This is a genomic window from Ancylobacter sp. FA202, assembly GCF_000380205.1.
GTDB lineage: Bacteria > Pseudomonadota > Alphaproteobacteria > Rhizobiales > Xanthobacteraceae > Ancylobacter.
In genome coordinates, this window is the sequence record NZ_KB904818.1 from 1,503,451 (window position 1) to 1,520,629 (window position 17,179).

Below are 17,179 nucleotides of genomic sequence, written 5' to 3' on the forward strand. Positions count from 1 at the left end.
GAAGGGCCGATCAGCCCTGCGGCGAGTGGGTATAGCGGCTCGCATGGCTGCCGACGAGAGCCGCCGCACGCACCGAGGCGCCGCCTTCGCGCAGCGCCGCCAGCACGGTGTCGAGACTGGCCGCGCCGCCGACCGGGATCGAGGCCAGCAGGGCCGCCCCGTCAAGGCCGCGATCGGGCACGGCGATCACGTCGGCGAGTGGCGCCAGTGCGCGGGCCGCCTGCGCGTTCCACCCCGAAACATGCAGGCTCCAGGTCTCGACTTCCGTCACCGCCCCGTCCGTCACCGGATGGGCGATGCAGAACACCGGTAGGCCGGCAGGGTGGTCGGCGCGCTCGACGAAGGGAAGTCGGGCGATGATCTTGGGCGCGTGGGCGCCCTCCAGCGCCGTCCACCACGCCCCGGCGGAGGGCGAGGCGAAGGCCGGCACCAGGCCTAGATCGCCACGCGAGCGCGCCACCGCCGCCACCACGCCCGCCGCGCCCATATGGCCGATGAACGGCACGGTGAAGCCGAAATGGAAGCGCGAGGCATCGCGCATCGCCGCCTCGCCCGAGGCAAGGTCGGCATGCACCGCATAGGGCGCCTGCACATAGGTGAAGGTGGAGATGATGACCCGCCATATTCCCTCGACGGTGTCGAGCGGGAGGATGCCACGGTGCCGGTCGACGATCTGGCGCATCATCGAGGCCTCGCGCGCCGGCCGGAAGGCCGAGCCGCTTTCCGTCCCCTGCGCCCGCTTCACCGCCACCAGCCGGTCGATAATCTGGCTGCGCTCGATCAAAAGCGCGTGCATCGCGGCGTCGATGCGGTCGATCTCCGCGCGCAGGGTCCCGAGGTCCGGCGCTGCAGGCGCACAGACCGGCGAAAGGGCGGCTTGCGGCCCTTCGGGCCTATCGGCTTTCATGTCCATCGCGCGATGTCGTACCTCTCGCGCGCGTCGCGCGCAAAAGAAAATCGGGGGGCCGGCTCTATTGACAAGTGGCGACTGTGGGATCATCCGATCGTCCGGTATAACGAACTCTTCGTCCGGTATGACGGTTCCCATGTCCGATAGCACGGCCCTGCGCGATCTTCCGGCCTATGAGGCGGCCCGCGGCGAAGCGGACCACCCGCATTCCGCGGTGGTGCGCTTCGGCGCCGACACGCCGCTCCAGCTCGATGCCGGCGGCGTGCTGACCCCGTTCCAGATCGCCTACCAGACCTATGGCACGCTGAACGCGGCCCGCTCCAACGCCATTCTGCTCTGTCACGCTTTGTCCGGCGATCAGCACGCGGCCAATGTCCACCCCGTCACCGGCAAGCCGGGCTGGTGGGAGACGCTGGTCGGCCCAGGCAAGCCGATCGACACCGAGCGCTTCTTCGTCATCGCCTCGAATGTGCTGGGCGGCTGCCTGGGAACGACGGGTCCCTCCTCGACCAATCCCGCCACCGGCCAGCCCTATGGCCTCGACCTGCCTGTCGTGACCATCCGCGACATGGTGCGGGCGCAGGCCATGCTCATCGACCATCTCGGCATCGAGAAACTGCTCGCCGTGGTCGGCGGCTCCATGGGCGGCATGCAGGTTCTGCAATGGGCGGCGAGCTATCCCGAGCGCGTCTTCGCTGCCATGCCCATTGCCACGGCCGCGCGCCATTCGGCGCAGAACATCGCCTTCCACGAGGTCGGCCGGCAGGCTGTCATGGCCGATCCGGAATGGCGCGGCGGGCGCTATCTGCAGGAGGGCACCAGCCCGCGGCGCGGCCTCTCCGTCGCCCGCATGGCCGCGCACATCACCTACATGTCGGATTCCTCGCTGCATCGGAAATTCGGCCGGCGGCTGCAGGATCGCGACGGGCACACCTTCTCCTTTGACGCGGATTTCCAGGTGGAATCCTATCTGCGCCATCAGGGGGAGGCCTTCGTCGACCGTTTCGACGCCAATTCCTATCTCTACGTCACCCGCGCAATGGATTATTTCGACCTCGCGGCGGATTATGGCGGCGTGCTGGCCAATGCCTTCAAGGGCAGCAAGACGCGGTTCTGCCTCGTCTCCTTCACCTCCGACTGGCTATTCACCACGGCGGATTCACGGGCCATCGTGCACGCGCTGAACGCCTCGGGGGCTCAGGTGTCCTTCGCCGAGATCGAGAGCGACAAGGGCCACGATTCCTTCCTGCTCGACGAGCCGGAATTCTCAGCCATCACCCGCGGCTTCATCGATGCCGCCGCCCGCGCCGTGGGGGCACTGTAATGGCCCCGCGCGACCTCACCATGAGCGAAGCCGCCCGTGTCGCCGGCGCCCGCGTCGACCTGCTGCTCATCGCCGAGATGGTGCGGCCCGGCTCGCGGGTGCTCGATGTCGGCTCAGGCGATGGCGAGTTGCTGGAACTGCTCGCCACCACGCGCGGCTGCGACGCGCGCGGCATCGAATTGTCGCGCGAGGGGGTGAATGCCGGCGTGGCACGCGGCCTGCCGATCATCCAGGGCGACGCCGATGTCGATCTGGCCGACTACCCCGACAATTCCTTCGATTATGTGATCCTCTCGCAGACCATTCAGGCGACGCGCCGGCCAAAATGGGTGCTGGAGCAGATGCTGCGCGTAGGGACCCATGCCATCGTCTCGTTTCCCAATTTCGGCTTCTGGCGCATGCGGCTCGACCTGCTGCTGAACGGGCGGATGCCGAGCACGGAAAACCTGCCCTATAGCTGGCACGACACGCCCAATATCCATTTCTGCACCATTCGCGACTTCGTGGCGCTGGTGGAGGAGGTCGGCGCCCAGATCGACCGCGCGGCAGCGCTGAACGGCTACGGGCACCCCGTGCGGTTCAACCTGCCCTGGGCGGTGTGGAACCTGCTGGGCGAACAGGCGGTGTTCCTGCTCTCGCGGAAGGGGTGAGGCCGGGCGCACCTGCGGAGAGGGCGAAAGCACGCGACCGGGCCCGCCTAACCGGGCCCTTCGCCGAATTCCCGAACCATCCGCCGGAAGAAGTCATCCGCGTCCCGATGCGCCGCATCGGAGGGGCCTTGCTCCCTTGGCGACGCCCATTGGCGGGCCGCCTCGAACTCGGCGTCCATGAACGCGCTGATAGGGCCGGGCAGCGCGCCCCGGCCGAGTTCCCGCGTTTGCGCCTTGCGAGTGAGAAGATCGGCGATGAGGGAACAGAGCGTGGCGGGGAGTTCAGCCTCGCGCACCAGGGTCGGAAAATGCATCGGCCCATAGGCCCGTGCGTGGTGAAGCTGAAGCCAGCGGAGCATCACGGCCGGGCGAAGCGCATAGAACAACGTCTTCAGCGGCGCATCCGAGGGATCGGATAGATCGCTGCGCCGGATGCGCTCGCCCAGATGGAGATAGTGCCGGGCGATCCGCGATCGGTCGAGCACCCGGTCGGCCAGCGCGGAAAACTCGGCGCGGAAATGTTCGTCCGCCGCATAGATGATCGGCGATGTAAGCCACTCGACGACGACCGCATTGCCTTTCAGCAGCAGCGTTATCGCCTTCTTCAGGTCCCACCCCCCGACGTCGAACACGCGATCAATCGGCGTTTCGATCACATCCCGCTTCTGGAACAGCGCGAGATAGTCGTGGCTCGGGCGGACGAAGATGAAGCGGCAATCATAGTCGCTGTCCGGCGAGGGAAATCCCCAGGCGCGGCTTCCGCTTTCGATCGCGAGCGGAATCCGCACGCCATGCGCCTCGCAAATGCGCGCGAGTCGAACATCGATTGAAGCGACAACCTGACCATCCATTCCGGGGGCAATACTGCGCAGGATCTTCGGTTCCAGCACGTCACCCCCCCATGGGCTGCGGCGCCAGCACCGGCTCGAACACCCGCAGCCGGGCGCGGCGCTTGGTCGGCACCGGCTTGTAGACCTGCTTGGTCGCCTCGACGATGTGCACCCCGGCGAAGGGCAGCGCGAGCGTCGACCCCACCCGCTCCCACGCCACCGCCGAGCGCAGGAACCAGTTGCGCGGCACCGGGGGCATGTACAGCGCCTCATCCCAGCCGACGGGCGTGAACAGCGCCTGCCGCAGCAGGTCGGTGATCTGGGTGCGGGAAAACGGCCTACCATGGCCGAACGGGTTGTTCTCGGTGCGAGCCCAGATGCCGCGCCGGCTCGGCACCACGCAGATGAGCCGCCCGCCCGGCGCCAGCACCCGCCAGACCTCGCGCAGCACTTCCCCGGCCTCGGGGGTCATCTCCAGTAGATGCACGGCGATGACGCGGTCGATCATGCCGTCGCGCAGCGGCAGTTCGGTCTCGTCGACCAGCGCGGCCAGCGTCGGCGCGGCGGAAGGCCAGCGCGTCACCCCCTGCGCACCCGGCATGAAGGCCAGCGCCCGCTCGCATTCCTCGCGGAACATGCCGAGATAGGGCGTGGCATAGCCGATGCCCAGCAGCGACAGGCCGCGCACATTGCCGGAACGCGCGCGAATGGCGCGGCCGACAAGGCGGCGCGTCACCACGCCGATGGGCTGGGCATAGAAGCTGCGAAGGCCGACAACATCAGGATACATCGCTATAGCTTATAGCCTGAGCGATGACGCCTTGAAATCACCACCCTTTTAGGCCACATAGGCGGTGCATGTGGGCGTTTCGTCCGCATCGGGGCCGCGTCGCTCGATGTCCGCTTCGGCTGGGAGCCGGATTTGTTCAGGTTTTTCCTGATCGAATTTCCGCCTCCACTTCTGAGCCGCGGCAGTCTTCGGCCCTTCATCACCTGAAATCGCCGACGTCCCAGGCCACGCGGGGTGTCTCAACACCCCGTGATTCGCGGTTTGCGCCCGATGTGAGCGCGAACGCAATCGCCCATGAAAGAATTTTACTTGATCTCCTTCAACGAACTCGGCCTTGCCGAACCGATCCTGAAAGCCCTCGCGGAAGCGAACCACACCACCCCCACCCCGATCCAGATCCAGGCCGTGCCGCAGGTGCTGGCCGGGCGCGATCTCATCGGCATCGCCCAGACCGGCACCGGCAAGACAGCCGCCTTCGCGCTGCCGATCCTGCAGCATCTCGTCACCAACCGCTTCCGCCCCGAGCGCCGCTCGGCCCGCGCGCTGGTGCTGAGCCCGACCCGCGAGCTCTCCGGCCAGATCCTTGAGAGCTTCCGCCTCTATGGCAAGCATGTGCGCCCCTCGACGGCGCTCGCCATCGGCGGCGTGCCGATCGGCCGCCAGGCGCGCGCGCTGGCCAATGGCGTCGACGTCCTCGTCGCCACCCCCGGCCGCCTGGTCGATCTGCTTGAGAACAATGCCGTTCGGCTCGACATGGTCGAAGTGCTCGTCCTCGACGAAGCCGACCAGATGCTCGACATGGGCTTCATCCATGCCATCCGCGCCATCTGCGCCCGGCTGCCGGCCAAGCGCCGCAACCTGTTCTTCTCGGCCACCATGCCGCGCGAAATCGAGAAGCTGGCGGATTCGCTGCTGACCGATCCGGTGCGTGTCGCGGTGACGCCGGTCGCCAAGACCGCCGACCGGGTCGAGCAGAAGGTGATGTTCACGGATCGCGCCGGCAAGCCGAACCTGCTGGTCGAGTTGCTGTCCGAGCCGGACATGGACCGCGCCCTCGTCTTCTCCCGCACCAAGCACGGCGCCGACCGTGTGGTGAAGGGGCTGGCCGGAGCCGGCATCGCCGCCGAGGCGATCCACGGCAACAAGTCGCAGCCGCAGCGTGAGCGCGCACTGGCCGCCTTCCGCCAGGGCGTCGTCAAGGTGCTTGTCGCGACCGACATCGCTGCCCGCGGCATCGACGTGCCGGGCGTCAGCCACGTCATCAATTACGACCTGCCCAACGTGCCCGAGAGCTATGTCCACCGCATCGGCCGCACCGCGCGCGCCGGCCGCGAAGGCATCGCCATCTCGCTGTGCGATGGCGAGGAGCGCGCCTTCCTGCGTGACATCGAGCGGCTGATCAAGATCACCATCCCCTCGGTCGACCGTCGTGGCGAGAGCCGTCGTGAAGGCGCCCCGCGCCTCGAAGGTTTCCGCTCGGAAGGCCGCCCGGAGGGCGCCCGTCCCTCGCGCGATGCCCGTGGTCCGCGCAGCGACGCCCCGCGTGGCGCCCGCCCGTTCAACCGGGGCCCGCGCCCCGAGGGTGACGCCCGCAAGGACGGCCCGCGCCATGAAGGCCCGCGCCTCGACGCCGTCGTGCGCCGGGATGGCCCGCCGCTCGAAGGCCGCCGGCCCCCGCGCCGCAAGGCCTATCGCGCCGCCCCGTGACCGCCTGAAAACCACCCCGCGCCCCGATAAGGGTGCGCGGGGTGCTGCGCAGGCTGGCATGTACGGCGCCGCAGCATTATCAGGACAAGACAAATGCCGGCCGGCAGGGTATTGGCCTAGCGGCAAGGCCGGCAGCAGCCTGTACGAGGAGAGCCATTAATGGCGAAAGAGGAACTGCTCGAGTTCGACGGCACCGTGACGGAAGTTCTGCCCGACGGCAACTTCCGCGTCGTGCTCGACAATGAACACGAGATACTCGCCTATGCGGCGGGCAAGATGAAGAAGAACCGCATCCGCACCATCGTCGGCGACCGTGTCGTCGTCGAGATGTCGCCCTATGACCTAGAGCGTGGACGCATTAATTTCCGTCACAAGACCGGTGGACCGACCCCGCCGATCGGCAGCGGCCAGCGTCGCCCGCCTCCCGGTCGTCGACGCTGAGCAGCCGGGCGTCGCCGCCCGGCCCCTCTCCCCGCCGCGCGCGGGCTTGCCTTGTCCGCCCGCGCCGCGCCCGGTCCGTTCAGACCGGCCAGTCGGCGAGGCGCCAGGCCGAATCCCAGAACATCCATTCGAGTTCCGTGGCCCGCTTATAGGCCGCGTGCATGCGCGCGAGCACGGCCGGCGACGCACCCATCGCCGCGCGGTCGGTCGTGGCGATCACCGCCCGCACTGCCTCGTGGAACTCCTCGCCGGCATAGGTGTCGATCCAGGCATCATACGGGTTCGGCCGTACCGCCCGCCCGAGAATGTCGCGTCCCACCTCGGCATAGATCCAGAAGCACGGCAGCAGCGCCGCCAGCGCCACCGGATAGGGCTCGCTATAGGCGGTGGCGATCAGGAAGCTGGAATAATGGTGGCACACCGGCGACATCGCGGTGCGTTCGAACTCGTCCGCATTGATGCCGAAGCTCTCGAAGAAATCGGCATGTAGCGAACGCTCGACCACCACCGCGACCTTGGCGGCTTCGGCGAACTGCACCAGCCCGTCCGGATCGTCCGCCTTGGCGGCGGCGATGGCCAGCGCCCGGCCAAAGGCGATCAGATAATGCGCGTCCTGCAGCATGTAGTGCCGGAAGCGTTCCAGCGACAGCGTGCCATCCGCCAGTGCCGCATTGAACGGCATGGTGCGGATCGCCTCATAGGTCGGCAAGTTCCGGCCCCAGGCGTGGGAACTGAAGGTCGAGCCGTCGCTCATGAGCGTTTCCTCCGGACATGAAAAGGGCCGCTGGTGACAGCGGCCCGGATCATAATCGTCTCTATGGTGGCTGCAAAACCGGCGGTCGCGCGGTTCAGTGCGAACTGCGTCAGTGCGAGGTCCGTGCGTCCGCCTCGATTGCCGCCGCCGCCGAAGTCAGCTGTTCCAGGAACTGCTGGCGGCTGGCGCGGGTCAGTTCGTCGCGGGCGTCCTCGACGTCTTCCTGCGCATCGCGGATCATCTTGGCGAGGTTCTCGGCGCGCAGTTCGGCGAGCGGGATCGCCGTCTCCGCCAGCACGGTGAGCCCCTGCGGGTTGGCTTCGGCGAAGCCGCCGCGCACGAAGAGCTTCTTCGGGCCGCCATCGCCCTTGATCGTCAGCACGCCGGGCTTCAGCGTCGACACGAAGGGCGCATGGCCGGCAAGGATGCCAAACTCGCCCTCGGCGCCGGGGACGATGACTTCCGTCACCGCGCCGGAATAGACGAGGCGCTCGGGGGAGACGAGTTCAAACGGGAAGGTGGCCATGGATCCTCCAGGGGATGCGTCAGCGTCAATGATCGACGCCCCGTGCCGTCAGCGGCCGGGGCGCGCGGATCACGCGGCCTCGGCAGCCATCTTCTTGCCCTTCTCGATCGCCTCTTCGATGGTGCCGACCATGTAGAAGGCCTGCTCCGGGAGGTGATCATACTTGCCTTCCACCAGGCCCTTGAAGCCCTTGATGGTGTCGGCGAGGTCGACGAGCTTGCCGGGCGAGCCGGTGAAGACTTCGGCGACGTGGAAGGGCTGCGACAGGAAGCGCTCGATCTTGCGGGCGCGGGCGACGGTGAGCTTGTCCTCTTCCGAGAGCTCGTCCATGCCCAGGATCGCGATGATGTCCTGCAGCGACTTGTAGCGCTGCAGCGTCTGCTGCACCTGGCGCGCCACATTGTAGTGCTCCTCGCCGATGATCAGCGGCGAGAGAATGCGCGAGGTCGAGTCGAGCGGATCCACCGCCGGGTAGATGCCCTTTTCCGCGATCGAGCGCGACAGAACGGTCGTCGCGTCAAGATGGGCGAAGGAGGCGGCCGGCGCCGGGTCGGTCAGATCGTCGGCGGGCACGTAAATGGCCTGCACCGAGGTGATCGAGCCCTTGGTGGTGGTGGTGATGCGCTCCTGCAGCGCGCCCATGTCGGTGGCCAGCGTCGGCTGATAGCCCACCGCCGAGGGAATGCGGCCGAGCAGCGCCGACACTTCCGAACCCGCCTGGGTGAAGCGGAAGATGTTGTCGACGAAGAACAGCACGTCCTGACCCTGGTCGCGGAAATGCTCGGCGACGGTGAGGCCGGTGAGCGCGACGCGGGCGCGGGCGCCCGGAGGCTCGTTCATCTGGCCATAAACCAGCGCGCACTTGGAGCCGGCGGAGGAGCCGTTGTGCTCGTGCGGGTCGACGTTCACCTTGGACTCGATCATCTCGTAATAGAGATCGTTGCCCTCGCGGGTGCGCTCGCCAACGCCGGCGAACACCGAGTAGCCGCCATGCGCCTTGGCGATGTTGTTGATCAGTTCCATGATCAGCACGGTCTTGCCGACGCCGGCGCCGCCGAACAGGCCGACCTTGCCGCCCTTGGAATAAGGCGCCAGCAGATCGACGACCTTGATGCCGGTGACGAGGATCTCGGCCTCGGTCGACTGGTCGGCATAGGAGGGCGCCGGCTGGTGGATGCCGCGCGTGGCCTCGCCGACGATCGGGCCGAGTTCGTCCACCGGTTCGCCGATGACGTTCATGATGCGGCCGAGGCACGCCTCGCCGACCGGCACGGAGATCGCGCCGCCAGTGTCCGTCACCCGGGTGCCGCGGACCAGACCTTCGGTCGAGTCCATGGCGATGGTGCGCACAGTGTTCTCGCCGAGATGCTGGGCGACTTCGAGAACGAGGCGGGCCCCGTTATTCGTCGTCTCCAGCGCGTTCAGGATCGCCGGGAGGTGATCCTCGAACTGCACGTCCACGACGGCGCCGATGACCTGCGTGATGCGTCCGACATTAGCCATGTTCGTCGTCCTTCCGGGTCCTGCCTCACAGCGCCTCGGCGCCGGAAATGATCTCGATAAGTTCCTTCGTGATCATCGCCTGGCGGGTGCGGTTGTAGGTCAAAGTCTGCTTCTTGATCATGTCACCCGCGTTGCGGGTGGCGTTGTCCATCGCGCTCATGCGCGCGCCCTGCTCGGACGCGCCATTTTCGAGCAGCGCCTTGAAGACCTGCACGGCGAGATTGCGCGGCAGCAGGTCGGCGAGGATTTCGGCCTCGCCCGGCTCATATTCATACACCGCCTCGGCCCCGGTCGCGGCAGCGGCCGGCGCGGCGAAGGTGGCGGGGATCAGCTGCTGCGCCGTCGGGACCTGCGAGATCACCGAGTGGAAGCGGCTGAAGAACTGGGTCGCGACGTCGAATTCGCCGGCGGCGAACATGCCGCCGATCTTCTCCGCGATCTTCTGCGCGTCGGCGAAGGTGACGCCCTTGTTGGAGCGCAGCTCGACAACCTCGACGATCTGCTTCTCGAACTGGCGGCGCAGCGCCTCGTGGCCCTTGCGGCCGACGCAGAAGATCTTGACCGTCTTGCCCTGCCCCATGAGCGACAGCGCGCGCTCGCGGGTGAGGCGGACGATCGAAGAGTTGAAGGCGCCGCACAGGCCGCGCTCGGCGGTCAGCACGATCAGGAGATGCGTCTGGTCCTTGCCGGTGCCGGTCAGCAGCAGCGGCGCGTCCGGCCCGCCGGAAATCGCGCTGGCAATGTTGCCGAGCACGCTTTCCATGCGCTGGGCATAGGGACGCGCGGCCTCGGCCGCCTGCTGGGCGCGCCGCAGCTTGGCGGCGGCGACCATCTGCATGGCCTTGGTGATCTTCTGCGTCGCCTTCACCGAAGCGATGCGATTGCGCAGATCCTTAAGGCTGGCCATCTAACTTGGACTCCCGTGCCCCGGTGCTCGGCTCTGCCGCTCAGGCGAAGGTCTTGGAGAAGGAATCGAGCGCCTTGACGAGCTTCTCGGCGGTGTCCTTCGACAGTTCCTTCGACGTGCGGATGGCGTCGAGAATGTCGGCATGCTTGGTGCGCAGGAAGATCAGCAGGCCCTGCTCGAACTCGCGCACCTTGGAAACCGGCAGCACGTCGAGATAGCCATTGGTGCCGGCATAGATCACCACCACCTGCTCCTCGACCCGCAGCGGCGCGAACTGCGACTGCTTGAGCAGCTCGGTGAGGCGGGCGCCGCGGTTCAGCAGCTTCTGCGTCGAGGCGTCGAGGTCGGAGCCGAACTGGGCGAAGGCGGCCAGCTCGCGATACTGGGCGAGCTCACCCTTGATCTTGCCGGCAACCTGCTTCATCGCCTTGATCTGCGCCGAAGAGCCGACGCGCGACACCGAGAGACCGACGTTCACCGCCGGGCGGATGCCCTGGAAGAACAGGTCGGATTCCAGGAAGATCTGGCCATCGGTGATCGAGATCACATTGGTCGGGATGTAGGCCGAGACGTCGTTGGCCTGGGTCTCGATGACCGGAAGGGCGGTCAGCGAACCGGCGCCATTCTCGTCATTGAGCTTGGCGGCGCGCTCCAGCAGGCGCGAGTGGAGATAGAACACGTCGCCGGGATAGGCTTCGCGGCCCGGCGGGCGGCGCAGCAGCAGCGACATCTGGCGGTAGGCCACGGCCTGCTTCGACAGATCGTCATGGACGATCAGCGCATGCATGCCGTTGTCGCGGAAGAACTCGCCCATGGCGGTGCCGGAGAACGGCGCCAGGAACTGCATCGGCGCCGCATCAGAAGCGGTGGCGGCGATGATGATGGAATATTCCAGCGCACCCTGCTCTTCGAGCACCTTCACGAACTGCGCGACGGTGGAACGCTTCTGCCCGATCGCGACATAGACGCAATAGAGCTTGGCCTTCTCGTCGGTGCCGGCGTTGATCGTCTTCTGGTTCAGGATGGCGTCGAGCGCGACGGCAGTCTTGCCGGTCTGACGGTCGCCGATGATCAGCTCGCGCTGGCCACGGCCGATCGGGATCAGCGCGTCGATGGCCTTGAGGCCGGTCTGCATCGGCTCGTGCACGGACTTGCGCGGGATGATGCCCGGCGCCTTCACGTCGACGCGGCGACGCTCGGTGTATTCAATCGGGCCCTTGCCATCGATCGGGTTGCCGAGGGCGTCGACGACGCGACCGAGCAGACCCTTGCCGACCGGAACGTCGACGATGGCGCCGGTGCGCTTGACCGTCTGACCTTCCATGATCTCGCGGTCAGAACCGAAGATGACGACGCCGACATTGTCGATTTCGAGGTTCAGCGCCATGCCGCGCGTGCCGTTCTCGAACTCGACCATCTCGCCCGCCTGGACGTTGTCGAGCCCGTAGATGCGGGCGATGCCGTCACCAACGGACAGAACCTGACCCACCTCGGAGACTTCGGCTTCCTGGCCGAAATTCTTGATCTGCTCCTTGAGGATCGCGGAAATTTCAGCGGCGCGGATATCCATCAGCGAACCTCTTTCATCGCAGTGCGGATCGAATTGAGCTTGGTCTTCAGCGAGGCATCGACGAGCTTCGAGCCGACCTTGACCTTAAGCCCGCCCAGGAGCGAGGGGTCGACCTCGACGGCAAGCTTGACGTCCTTGCCGGTCAGCGCGTCAAGCGCCTGCTTCAGCGTGGCAGCGTGAGAATCGGAGAGCGGCTGGGCGACGGTGACTTCGGCCGTCACTTCGCCCTTATAGGCGGCGACCAGCAGCGCGAAGTCGCGCAGGATGGCCTCGACGGTGAAGAGCCGGCGGTTTGCCGCCACGGTCTTGAAGAAATTGGCGGAGAGGCCCGTGATACCGGCCTTGGCGAGGAGGGCGGCGATCGCCCTCTCCTGCTCCTCGGACGCGAAGACCGGGCTGCGCACCAGGCGCTTGAGATCATCGCTCTCGGCGATCATGGCGCTGAACCTGTCCAGGTCCGCCTTGACCGCATCGACAGCATTGGCGTCGCGGGCCAGCTCGAAGAGCGCCGTCGCGTAGCGTCCTGCCGCTCCGGATACGTAGGTCTCGGCCACTTTGCCTCTCTCGGGGCTTGTCCGAAGCACGCGTCACCCGGCAGGGGACGCCTCTTCCAGACTGGAAGGATGTGAACTCAAGGCGGCGTAGGGATTTCCCTTACCCCACAGCGAAGTCGGCGGTTCCCTAACACGGCTCTCCGCATGCTGCAACACGAGGGCGTGAGGGAAAAACCGGGGCAAATGACGTAGCGGCCGGATAATGCCCGCTCACGCGCCATATCGCGCTGTCGCAAGGCTTTGCGAGGCCTGCGGCGCATTGTTGCACCGCGCCTTTTCCCCATGCCGGCGCAGGGTTTTCCACCCCTGCGCGAGGATGTCGCGCCTTCTGGCATACCAGAGCCCGATCGCCTCCGCCGGCCCGTGGGCGGCGGCTCAGTCGCGGGCCACCCGCAGCGCCGCCGCCGCCGCGATCGGACCGAGCACCATCGCCGCCAGCGACAGGCCGAGCAGGATGCGAAACGGCGTGCCGAACGGCACCGTGCCGCCGAGCGCGGTCGAGGTGGCCGCCACCGCGAAGATCAGCACGGGAATCGTCAGCGGCATCACCAGCACCGCCACCAACAGGCCGCCACGCCGGAACACGGCAGCGAAGGCGGCGCCGATCAGGCCGAGGAAGGTGATGGCCGGCGTGCCCACCAGCAGCGTCAGCGTCAAGGCGCCGATCGAGGCGGGCGCGAGGTTCAGCAGCAGTGCCAGCACCGGCGCGGCCACCACCAGCGGCAGGCCGGTGGCGATCCAGTGCGCCAGCCCCTTGGCCGCCGCCACCAGCTCCAGCGGCAGCGCCCCCATGGCGAGCACGTCGAGCGCGCCATCCTCAGCATCGGCGGAAAAAAGCCGGTCGAGGCCGATCAGCGAGGCGAGCAGCGCGCCGATCCACAGGATCGCCGGGCCGATGCGCGCGAGCAAGGCGAGGTCCGGCCCGATGGCGAAGGGTGTCACCACCACCACGGCGAGGAAGAAGACGACGCCCAGCCCCGCCCCGCCGCCGGCCCGCAGGGCGAGGCGCAGGTCGCGGGCGAGCAGCGCCAGAAAGGCCCGGCTCATGCGTCCACCCTTTCGGCAACAGGCCGCGTCGGCCGCCAGGCGCCGAGGTCGAGCCCGTCGCAGGGGCCGAAATCCAGCGGCGCATGGGTGGCGGCGACAATCAGCCCGCCCGCCGACACATGCGCCCGCGCCAGTTCGGCAAAGCGCGCCTGCGCGGCCGCATCAAGCGCCGTGGTCGGCTCGTCCAGCAGCCAGAGCGGGCGCTCTGCCACCAGCAGGCGGGCCAGCGCCAGCCGGCGCTTCTGCCCGGCCGAGAGCACCGCCACCGGCAGCCGCTCCAGCCCGCCGAGCCCGACCGCCTCCATGGCCTCGCCCACGGTGAGCGCCGGGCGGCCGAGCATGGCGCGCCAGAAGGCGAGGTTCTCCTGCGCGCTCAGCGCGCCCTTATGCGCATCGAGATGGCCGAGATAATGCACATCCTCGGCAAAATCGTCCGGCTCTGGCGCCCCTTCCAGCCGCAGCACGCCCGCCTCCGGCCGCGCCAGCCCGGCGAGGATGCGCAGGAGCGAGGACTTTCCCGTGCCGTTCGGCCCGGTCACGATCAGCGCCCGTCCGGCCTCCAGCGTGAAGCCGAGGCCGGCGAACAGCGTCCGCACGCCGCGCCGGCAGGCCAGGTTCTGCACCACAAGCCGCATCACCCCTGCCGCCCCCTACCGTTGCCGACGCGCCGCACAATTTTCCGATGCATCGCGTCAAGCCCTCTAGGATCGGAGTTTGAAATGGCTCTATATAGAAATCTGAACGATGCGCCCCGTGCCGTGCCAGGGGCCCGCCCGAGCTGAGCTATAGCCCGCGGGCCTGCTTCCCTCCAAGGCCCAGCGCATCCTGTCACTTTGTTAGCGGGGACCTGCCAGCCGTGACGTCGCTCGACAGCTTCAAAAGCCGGAAAACTCTCACCGTCGGGTCCAAGACCTACGTCTATTACAGCCTGCCGGAGGCGGAGAAGAACGGCCTCGACGGCGTCTCGGCCCTGCCCTTCTCGATGAAGGTGCTGCTGGAGAACCTGCTCCGCTTCGAGGACGGCCGCTCCGTCTCGAAGAAGGATATCGTCTTCATCAAGGACTGGCTGATCAATCGCGGCAAGGTCGAGAACGAGATCGCCTACCGTCCCGCCCGCGTGCTGATGCAGGACTTCACCGGCGTTCCCGCCGTGGTCGACCTCGCCGCCATGCGCGACGCCATGGTGCATCTGGGCGGTGACCCCAAGCGGATCAACCCGCTGGTCCCCGTCGACCTCGTCATCGACCATTCGGTGATCGTCAATTTCTTCGGCGACAGCGCCGCCTTCGGCAAGAATGTCGATGAGGAATACAAGCAGAACCAGGAGCGCTACCGCTTCCTGAAATGGGGCCAGTCGGCCTTCGACAATTTCCGCGTGGTGCCGCCCGGCACCGGCATCTGCCACCAGGTGAACCTCGAATATCTCGCCCAGACCGTGTGGACGAGGGATGAGGACGGCGAGACCGTCGCCTATCCCGACACCTGTGTCGGCACCGACAGCCACACCACCATGATCAACGGCCTCGGCGTGCTCGGCTGGGGCGTCGGCGGCATTGAGGCGGAGGCGGCCATGCTTGGCCAGCCGGTTTCCATGCTCATCCCCGAGGTCATCGGCTTCAAGCTGACCGGCGAGATGAAGGAGGGCATCACCGCCACCGATCTGGTGCTCACCGTCACCCAGATGCTGCGCAAGAAGGGTGTGGTCGGCAAGTTCGTCGAGTTCTTCGGCCCCGGCCTCGACCACCTCACCCTCGCCGACCGCGCCACCATCGGCAACATGGCGCCGGAATATGGCGCCACCTGCGGCTTCTTCCCGGTCGATTCGGAAACCATCGCCTATCTCGACGAGACCGGCCGCACGGATGAGCGCATCGCCCTCGTCGAGGCCTATTCCAAGGCCCAGGGCATGTGGCGGACCGCCGGCACCGCCGACCCGGTGTTCACCGACGTGCTGGAGCTCGACATCTCCACCGTGCTGCCCTCGCTCGCTGGCCCCAAGCGCCCGCAGGACCGCGTGCTGCTCTCCGGTACCAAGCAGGGCTTCCTCGCCGCGCTCGAAGGCGAATTCAAGAAGGCCGGCGAGACCGACAAGCGCGTGCCGGTGGCCGGCACCGATTATGATCTCGGCCATGGCGACGTCACCATCGCCGCTATCACCTCCTGCACCAACACCTCCAATCCCAGCGTGCTGATCGCCGCCGGCCTGCTCGCCCGCAACGCGGTGGCCAAGGGCCTGAAGTCGAAGCCCTGGGTGAAGACCTCGCTGGCGCCCGGCAGCCAGGTGGTGGAGGGCTATCTCAACGCCGCCGGCCTGCAGGGCGATCTCGACGCGCTCGGCTTCAACCTGGTCGGCTTCGGCTGCACCACCTGCATCGGCAATTCCGGCCCGCTGCCGGAGGCGATCTCGGAAGCCATCAACACGCATGACCTCATCGCCGGTGCCGTCATTTCCGGCAACCGCAATTTCGAGGGCCGCGTGAACCCGGACGTGAAGGCGAACTACCTCGCCTCCCCACCCCTCGTCGTCGCCTACGCCATTGCCGGCTCGCTGCAGATCGACCTTACCACCGAGCCGCTCGGCATCGGTTCGGACGGGCAGCCGGTGTTCCTCAAGGATGTCTGGCCGTCCAACCAGGAGATCGCCGCGTTCATCCGCGCCAACGTCACCAAGAAGATGTTCCAGGAAAAATATTCCGACGTCTTCAAGGGCGACGAGAACTGGCAGAAAATCGCCATTCCGCTCGGCGAGACCTATGCTTGGGACGACCGCTCCACCTATGTGCAGAACCCGCCCTATTTCGAGGGCATGCGGATGGAGCCGGAGCCTGTCACCGACATTCTCAAGGCGCGGGTGATCGGGCTTTTCCTCGATTCGATCACCACCGACCACATTTCCCCGGCCGGCTCGATCAAGGAAGCCAGCCCCGCCGGCGCCTATCTGCGCGATCATCAGGTCCGCCCGGCCGACTTCAACCAGTACGGCACGCGGCGCGGCAACCATCAGGTGATGATGCGTGGCACCTTCGGCAATATCCGCATCAAGAACCAGATGCTGAGCGGCACGGAAGGCGGTTTCACCCGTCACTGGCCCGATGGCACCGAGATGCCGATCTACAACGCCGCCATGCTCTACAAGCAGGAAGGCGTGCCCACCGTCGTCTTCGCCGGCAAGGAATACGGCACCGGCTCCTCGCGCGACTGGGCGGCCAAGGGCACGGCGCTGCTCGGCATCCGCGCCGTCATCGCCCAGAGCTTCGAGCGCATCCACCGCTCGAACCTGGTCGGCATGGGCGTGGTGCCGCTGGTGTTCCAGAACGACGAGTCCTGGCAGTCGCTCGGCATCAAGGGCGATGAGGTCGTTACCCTCAAGGGCATTGAGGGCGACCTCAAGCCGCGCCAGACGCTGATCGCCGAGATCACCTTCGCCGACGGCACCATCAAGAACGTTCCGCTCACCTGCCGCATCGATACGCTGGACGAGCTGGACTACTTCCGCAATGGCGGCATCCTGCCCTTCGTGCTGCGCAATCTCGCCGCCTGATCGGGTGGCCCTGCCTCTGTGAAAAGCCGGCGCGGGCCTCCACCCGCGCCGGCTTTTCCACATCCGGGCGCCCCGCGCGCCTGCTCTCCTCAGCCGCCCGCCGCGCTACCGCCCGTCACGCCGGC

16 protein-coding genes are annotated in these 17,179 nt (G+C 67.1%); 5 read left to right on the plus strand and 11 right to left on the minus strand.

All coding sequences use genetic code 11. From position 1 onward, the window contains the following. Window positions 1-10: 10 nt before the first annotated feature. Window positions 11-913 (minus strand): chorismate mutase, encoded by a 903-nt coding sequence (locus A3M1_RS0106820; RefSeq protein ID WP_018388209.1) that lies wholly within the window; start codon window positions 911-913, stop codon window positions 11-13. A gap of 133 nt (window positions 914-1,046) precedes the next feature. Here A3M1_RS0106820 and A3M1_RS0106825 point away from each other — a divergent pair, with 133 nt between their 5' ends. Both A3M1_RS0106825 and metW read left to right on the plus strand, forming a co-directional pair. After that, entirely contained in the window at window positions 1,047-2,234 is a 1,188-nt protein-coding gene (locus A3M1_RS0106825; RefSeq protein ID WP_026221187.1) for a homoserine O-acetyltransferase, read from the plus strand. Then, on the plus strand, window positions 2,234-2,884 hold the full coding sequence (gene metW, locus A3M1_RS0106830) for a methionine biosynthesis protein MetW (RefSeq protein ID WP_018388211.1): 651 nt from the start codon (window positions 2,234-2,236) through the stop codon (window positions 2,882-2,884). Before A3M1_RS0106825 ends, metW begins: the two co-directional genes overlap by 1 nt. A 47-nt stretch (window positions 2,885-2,931) precedes the next feature. On the opposite strand, the gene A3M1_RS0106835 is transcribed toward metW, so the two are convergent. Both A3M1_RS0106835 and A3M1_RS0106840 read right to left on the minus strand, forming a co-directional pair. Further along, on the minus strand, window positions 2,932-3,774 hold the full coding sequence (locus A3M1_RS0106835) for a nucleotidyltransferase domain-containing protein (RefSeq protein ID WP_245261599.1): 843 nt from the start codon (window positions 3,772-3,774) through the stop codon (window positions 2,932-2,934). Window position 3,775: 1 nt separating this feature from the next. Next, entirely contained in the window at window positions 3,776-4,504 is a 729-nt protein-coding gene (locus tag A3M1_RS0106840) for a class I SAM-dependent methyltransferase (RefSeq protein WP_018388213.1), read from the minus strand. Window positions 4,505-4,798: 294 nt separating this feature from the next. On the opposite strand from A3M1_RS0106840, the gene A3M1_RS0106845 reads away from it, so the two are divergent. Both A3M1_RS0106845 and infA read left to right on the plus strand, forming a co-directional pair. Beyond that, the gene (locus A3M1_RS0106845; protein ID WP_018388214.1) at window positions 4,799-6,211 is read left to right on the plus strand and encodes a DEAD/DEAH box helicase; all 1,413 of its coding nucleotides are present in this window, start codon (window positions 4,799-4,801) and stop codon (window positions 6,209-6,211) included. A 159-nt stretch (window positions 6,212-6,370) separates the two neighbouring features. Next, complete coding sequence (gene infA / locus A3M1_RS0106850) at window positions 6,371-6,652, plus strand: translation initiation factor IF-1 (RefSeq protein ID WP_013168254.1); 282 nt, start codon at window positions 6,371-6,373, stop codon at window positions 6,650-6,652. Between the two features lie 79 nt (window positions 6,653-6,731). Here the strand turns inward: infA and tenA are convergent, their stop codons facing one another. The 8 genes from tenA to ccmA form a co-directional block, all read right to left on the minus strand. Then, the gene (gene tenA, locus A3M1_RS0106855) at window positions 6,732-7,406 is read right to left on the minus strand and encodes a thiaminase II (protein WP_018388215.1); all 675 of its coding nucleotides are present in this window, start codon (window positions 7,404-7,406) and stop codon (window positions 6,732-6,734) included. Window positions 7,407-7,515: 109 nt separating this feature from the next. Next, entirely contained in the window at window positions 7,516-7,932 is a 417-nt protein-coding gene (locus A3M1_RS0106860; protein ID WP_018388216.1) for a F0F1 ATP synthase subunit epsilon, read from the minus strand. 69 nt (window positions 7,933-8,001) lie between these two features. After that, window positions 8,002-9,435, minus strand: a complete 1,434-nt coding sequence (gene atpD, locus A3M1_RS0106865) for a F0F1 ATP synthase subunit beta (protein ID WP_018388217.1) — start codon at window positions 9,433-9,435, stop codon at window positions 8,002-8,004. A gap of 25 nt (window positions 9,436-9,460) precedes the next feature. Further along, window positions 9,461-10,342 (minus strand): F0F1 ATP synthase subunit gamma, encoded by an 882-nt coding sequence (locus A3M1_RS0106870; protein ID WP_018388218.1) that lies wholly within the window; start codon window positions 10,340-10,342, stop codon window positions 9,461-9,463. Between the two features lie 40 nt (window positions 10,343-10,382). Continuing rightward, window positions 10,383-11,912 (minus strand): F0F1 ATP synthase subunit alpha, encoded by a 1,530-nt coding sequence (gene atpA / locus A3M1_RS0106875; RefSeq protein ID WP_018388219.1) that lies wholly within the window; start codon window positions 11,910-11,912, stop codon window positions 10,383-10,385. After that, window positions 11,912-12,466, minus strand: a complete 555-nt coding sequence (locus A3M1_RS0106880) for a F0F1 ATP synthase subunit delta (protein WP_018388220.1) — start codon at window positions 12,464-12,466, stop codon at window positions 11,912-11,914. Before A3M1_RS0106880 ends, atpA begins: the two co-directional genes overlap by 1 nt. Before the next feature lie 375 nt (window positions 12,467-12,841). Further along, window positions 12,842-13,513, minus strand: a complete 672-nt coding sequence (gene ccmB / locus A3M1_RS0106885; protein WP_018388221.1) for a heme exporter protein CcmB — start codon at window positions 13,511-13,513, stop codon at window positions 12,842-12,844. Continuing rightward, complete coding sequence (gene ccmA / locus A3M1_RS0106890) at window positions 13,510-14,148, minus strand: heme ABC exporter ATP-binding protein CcmA (protein ID WP_018388222.1); 639 nt, start codon at window positions 14,146-14,148, stop codon at window positions 13,510-13,512. Before ccmA ends, ccmB begins: the two co-directional genes overlap by 4 nt. A 221-nt stretch (window positions 14,149-14,369) precedes the next feature. Here ccmA and acnA point away from each other — a divergent pair, with 221 nt between their 5' ends. After that, window positions 14,370-17,054, plus strand: coding sequence for an aconitate hydratase AcnA (gene acnA, locus A3M1_RS0106895; RefSeq protein ID WP_018388223.1), 2,685 nt, complete (start codon window positions 14,370-14,372; stop codon window positions 17,052-17,054). Window positions 17,055-17,179 lie beyond the last annotated feature (125 nt).

Bases quoted from the DNA above. Each gene is read 5' to 3' on its own strand.
- A3M1_RS0106860 (WP_018388216.1), bottom strand. From the start codon at position 7,932: ATGGCCACCTTCCCGTTTGAACTCGTCTCCCCCGAGCGCCTCGTCTAT.
- A3M1_RS0106820 (WP_018388209.1), bottom strand. From the start codon at position 913: ATGGACATGAAAGCCGATAGGCCCGAAGGGCCGCAAGCCGCCCTTTCG.
- atpA (WP_018388219.1), bottom strand. From the start codon at position 11,912: ATGGATATCCGCGCCGCTGAAATTTCCGCGATCCTCAAGGAGCAGATC.
- atpD (WP_018388217.1), bottom strand. From the start codon at position 9,435: ATGGCTAATGTCGGACGCATCACGCAGGTCATCGGCGCCGTCGTGGAC.
- A3M1_RS0106845 (WP_018388214.1), top strand. From the start codon at position 4,799: ATGAAAGAATTTTACTTGATCTCCTTCAACGAACTCGGCCTTGCCGAA.
- A3M1_RS0106840 (WP_018388213.1), bottom strand. From the start codon at position 4,504: ATGTATCCTGATGTTGTCGGCCTTCGCAGCTTCTATGCCCAGCCCATC.
- A3M1_RS0106870 (WP_018388218.1), bottom strand. From the start codon at position 10,342: ATGGCCAGCCTTAAGGATCTGCGCAATCGCATCGCTTCGGTGAAGGCG.
- ccmA (WP_018388222.1), bottom strand. From the start codon at position 14,148: ATGCGGCTTGTGGTGCAGAACCTGGCCTGCCGGCGCGGCGTGCGGACG.
- metW (WP_018388211.1), top strand. From the start codon at position 2,234: ATGGCCCCGCGCGACCTCACCATGAGCGAAGCCGCCCGTGTCGCCGGC.
- A3M1_RS0106825 (WP_026221187.1), top strand. From the start codon at position 1,047: ATGTCCGATAGCACGGCCCTGCGCGATCTTCCGGCCTATGAGGCGGCC.
- ccmB (WP_018388221.1), bottom strand. From the start codon at position 13,513: ATGAGCCGGGCCTTTCTGGCGCTGCTCGCCCGCGACCTGCGCCTCGCC.
- infA (WP_013168254.1), top strand. From the start codon at position 6,371: ATGGCGAAAGAGGAACTGCTCGAGTTCGACGGCACCGTGACGGAAGTT.
- tenA (WP_018388215.1), bottom strand. From the start codon at position 7,406: ATGAGCGACGGCTCGACCTTCAGTTCCCACGCCTGGGGCCGGAACTTG.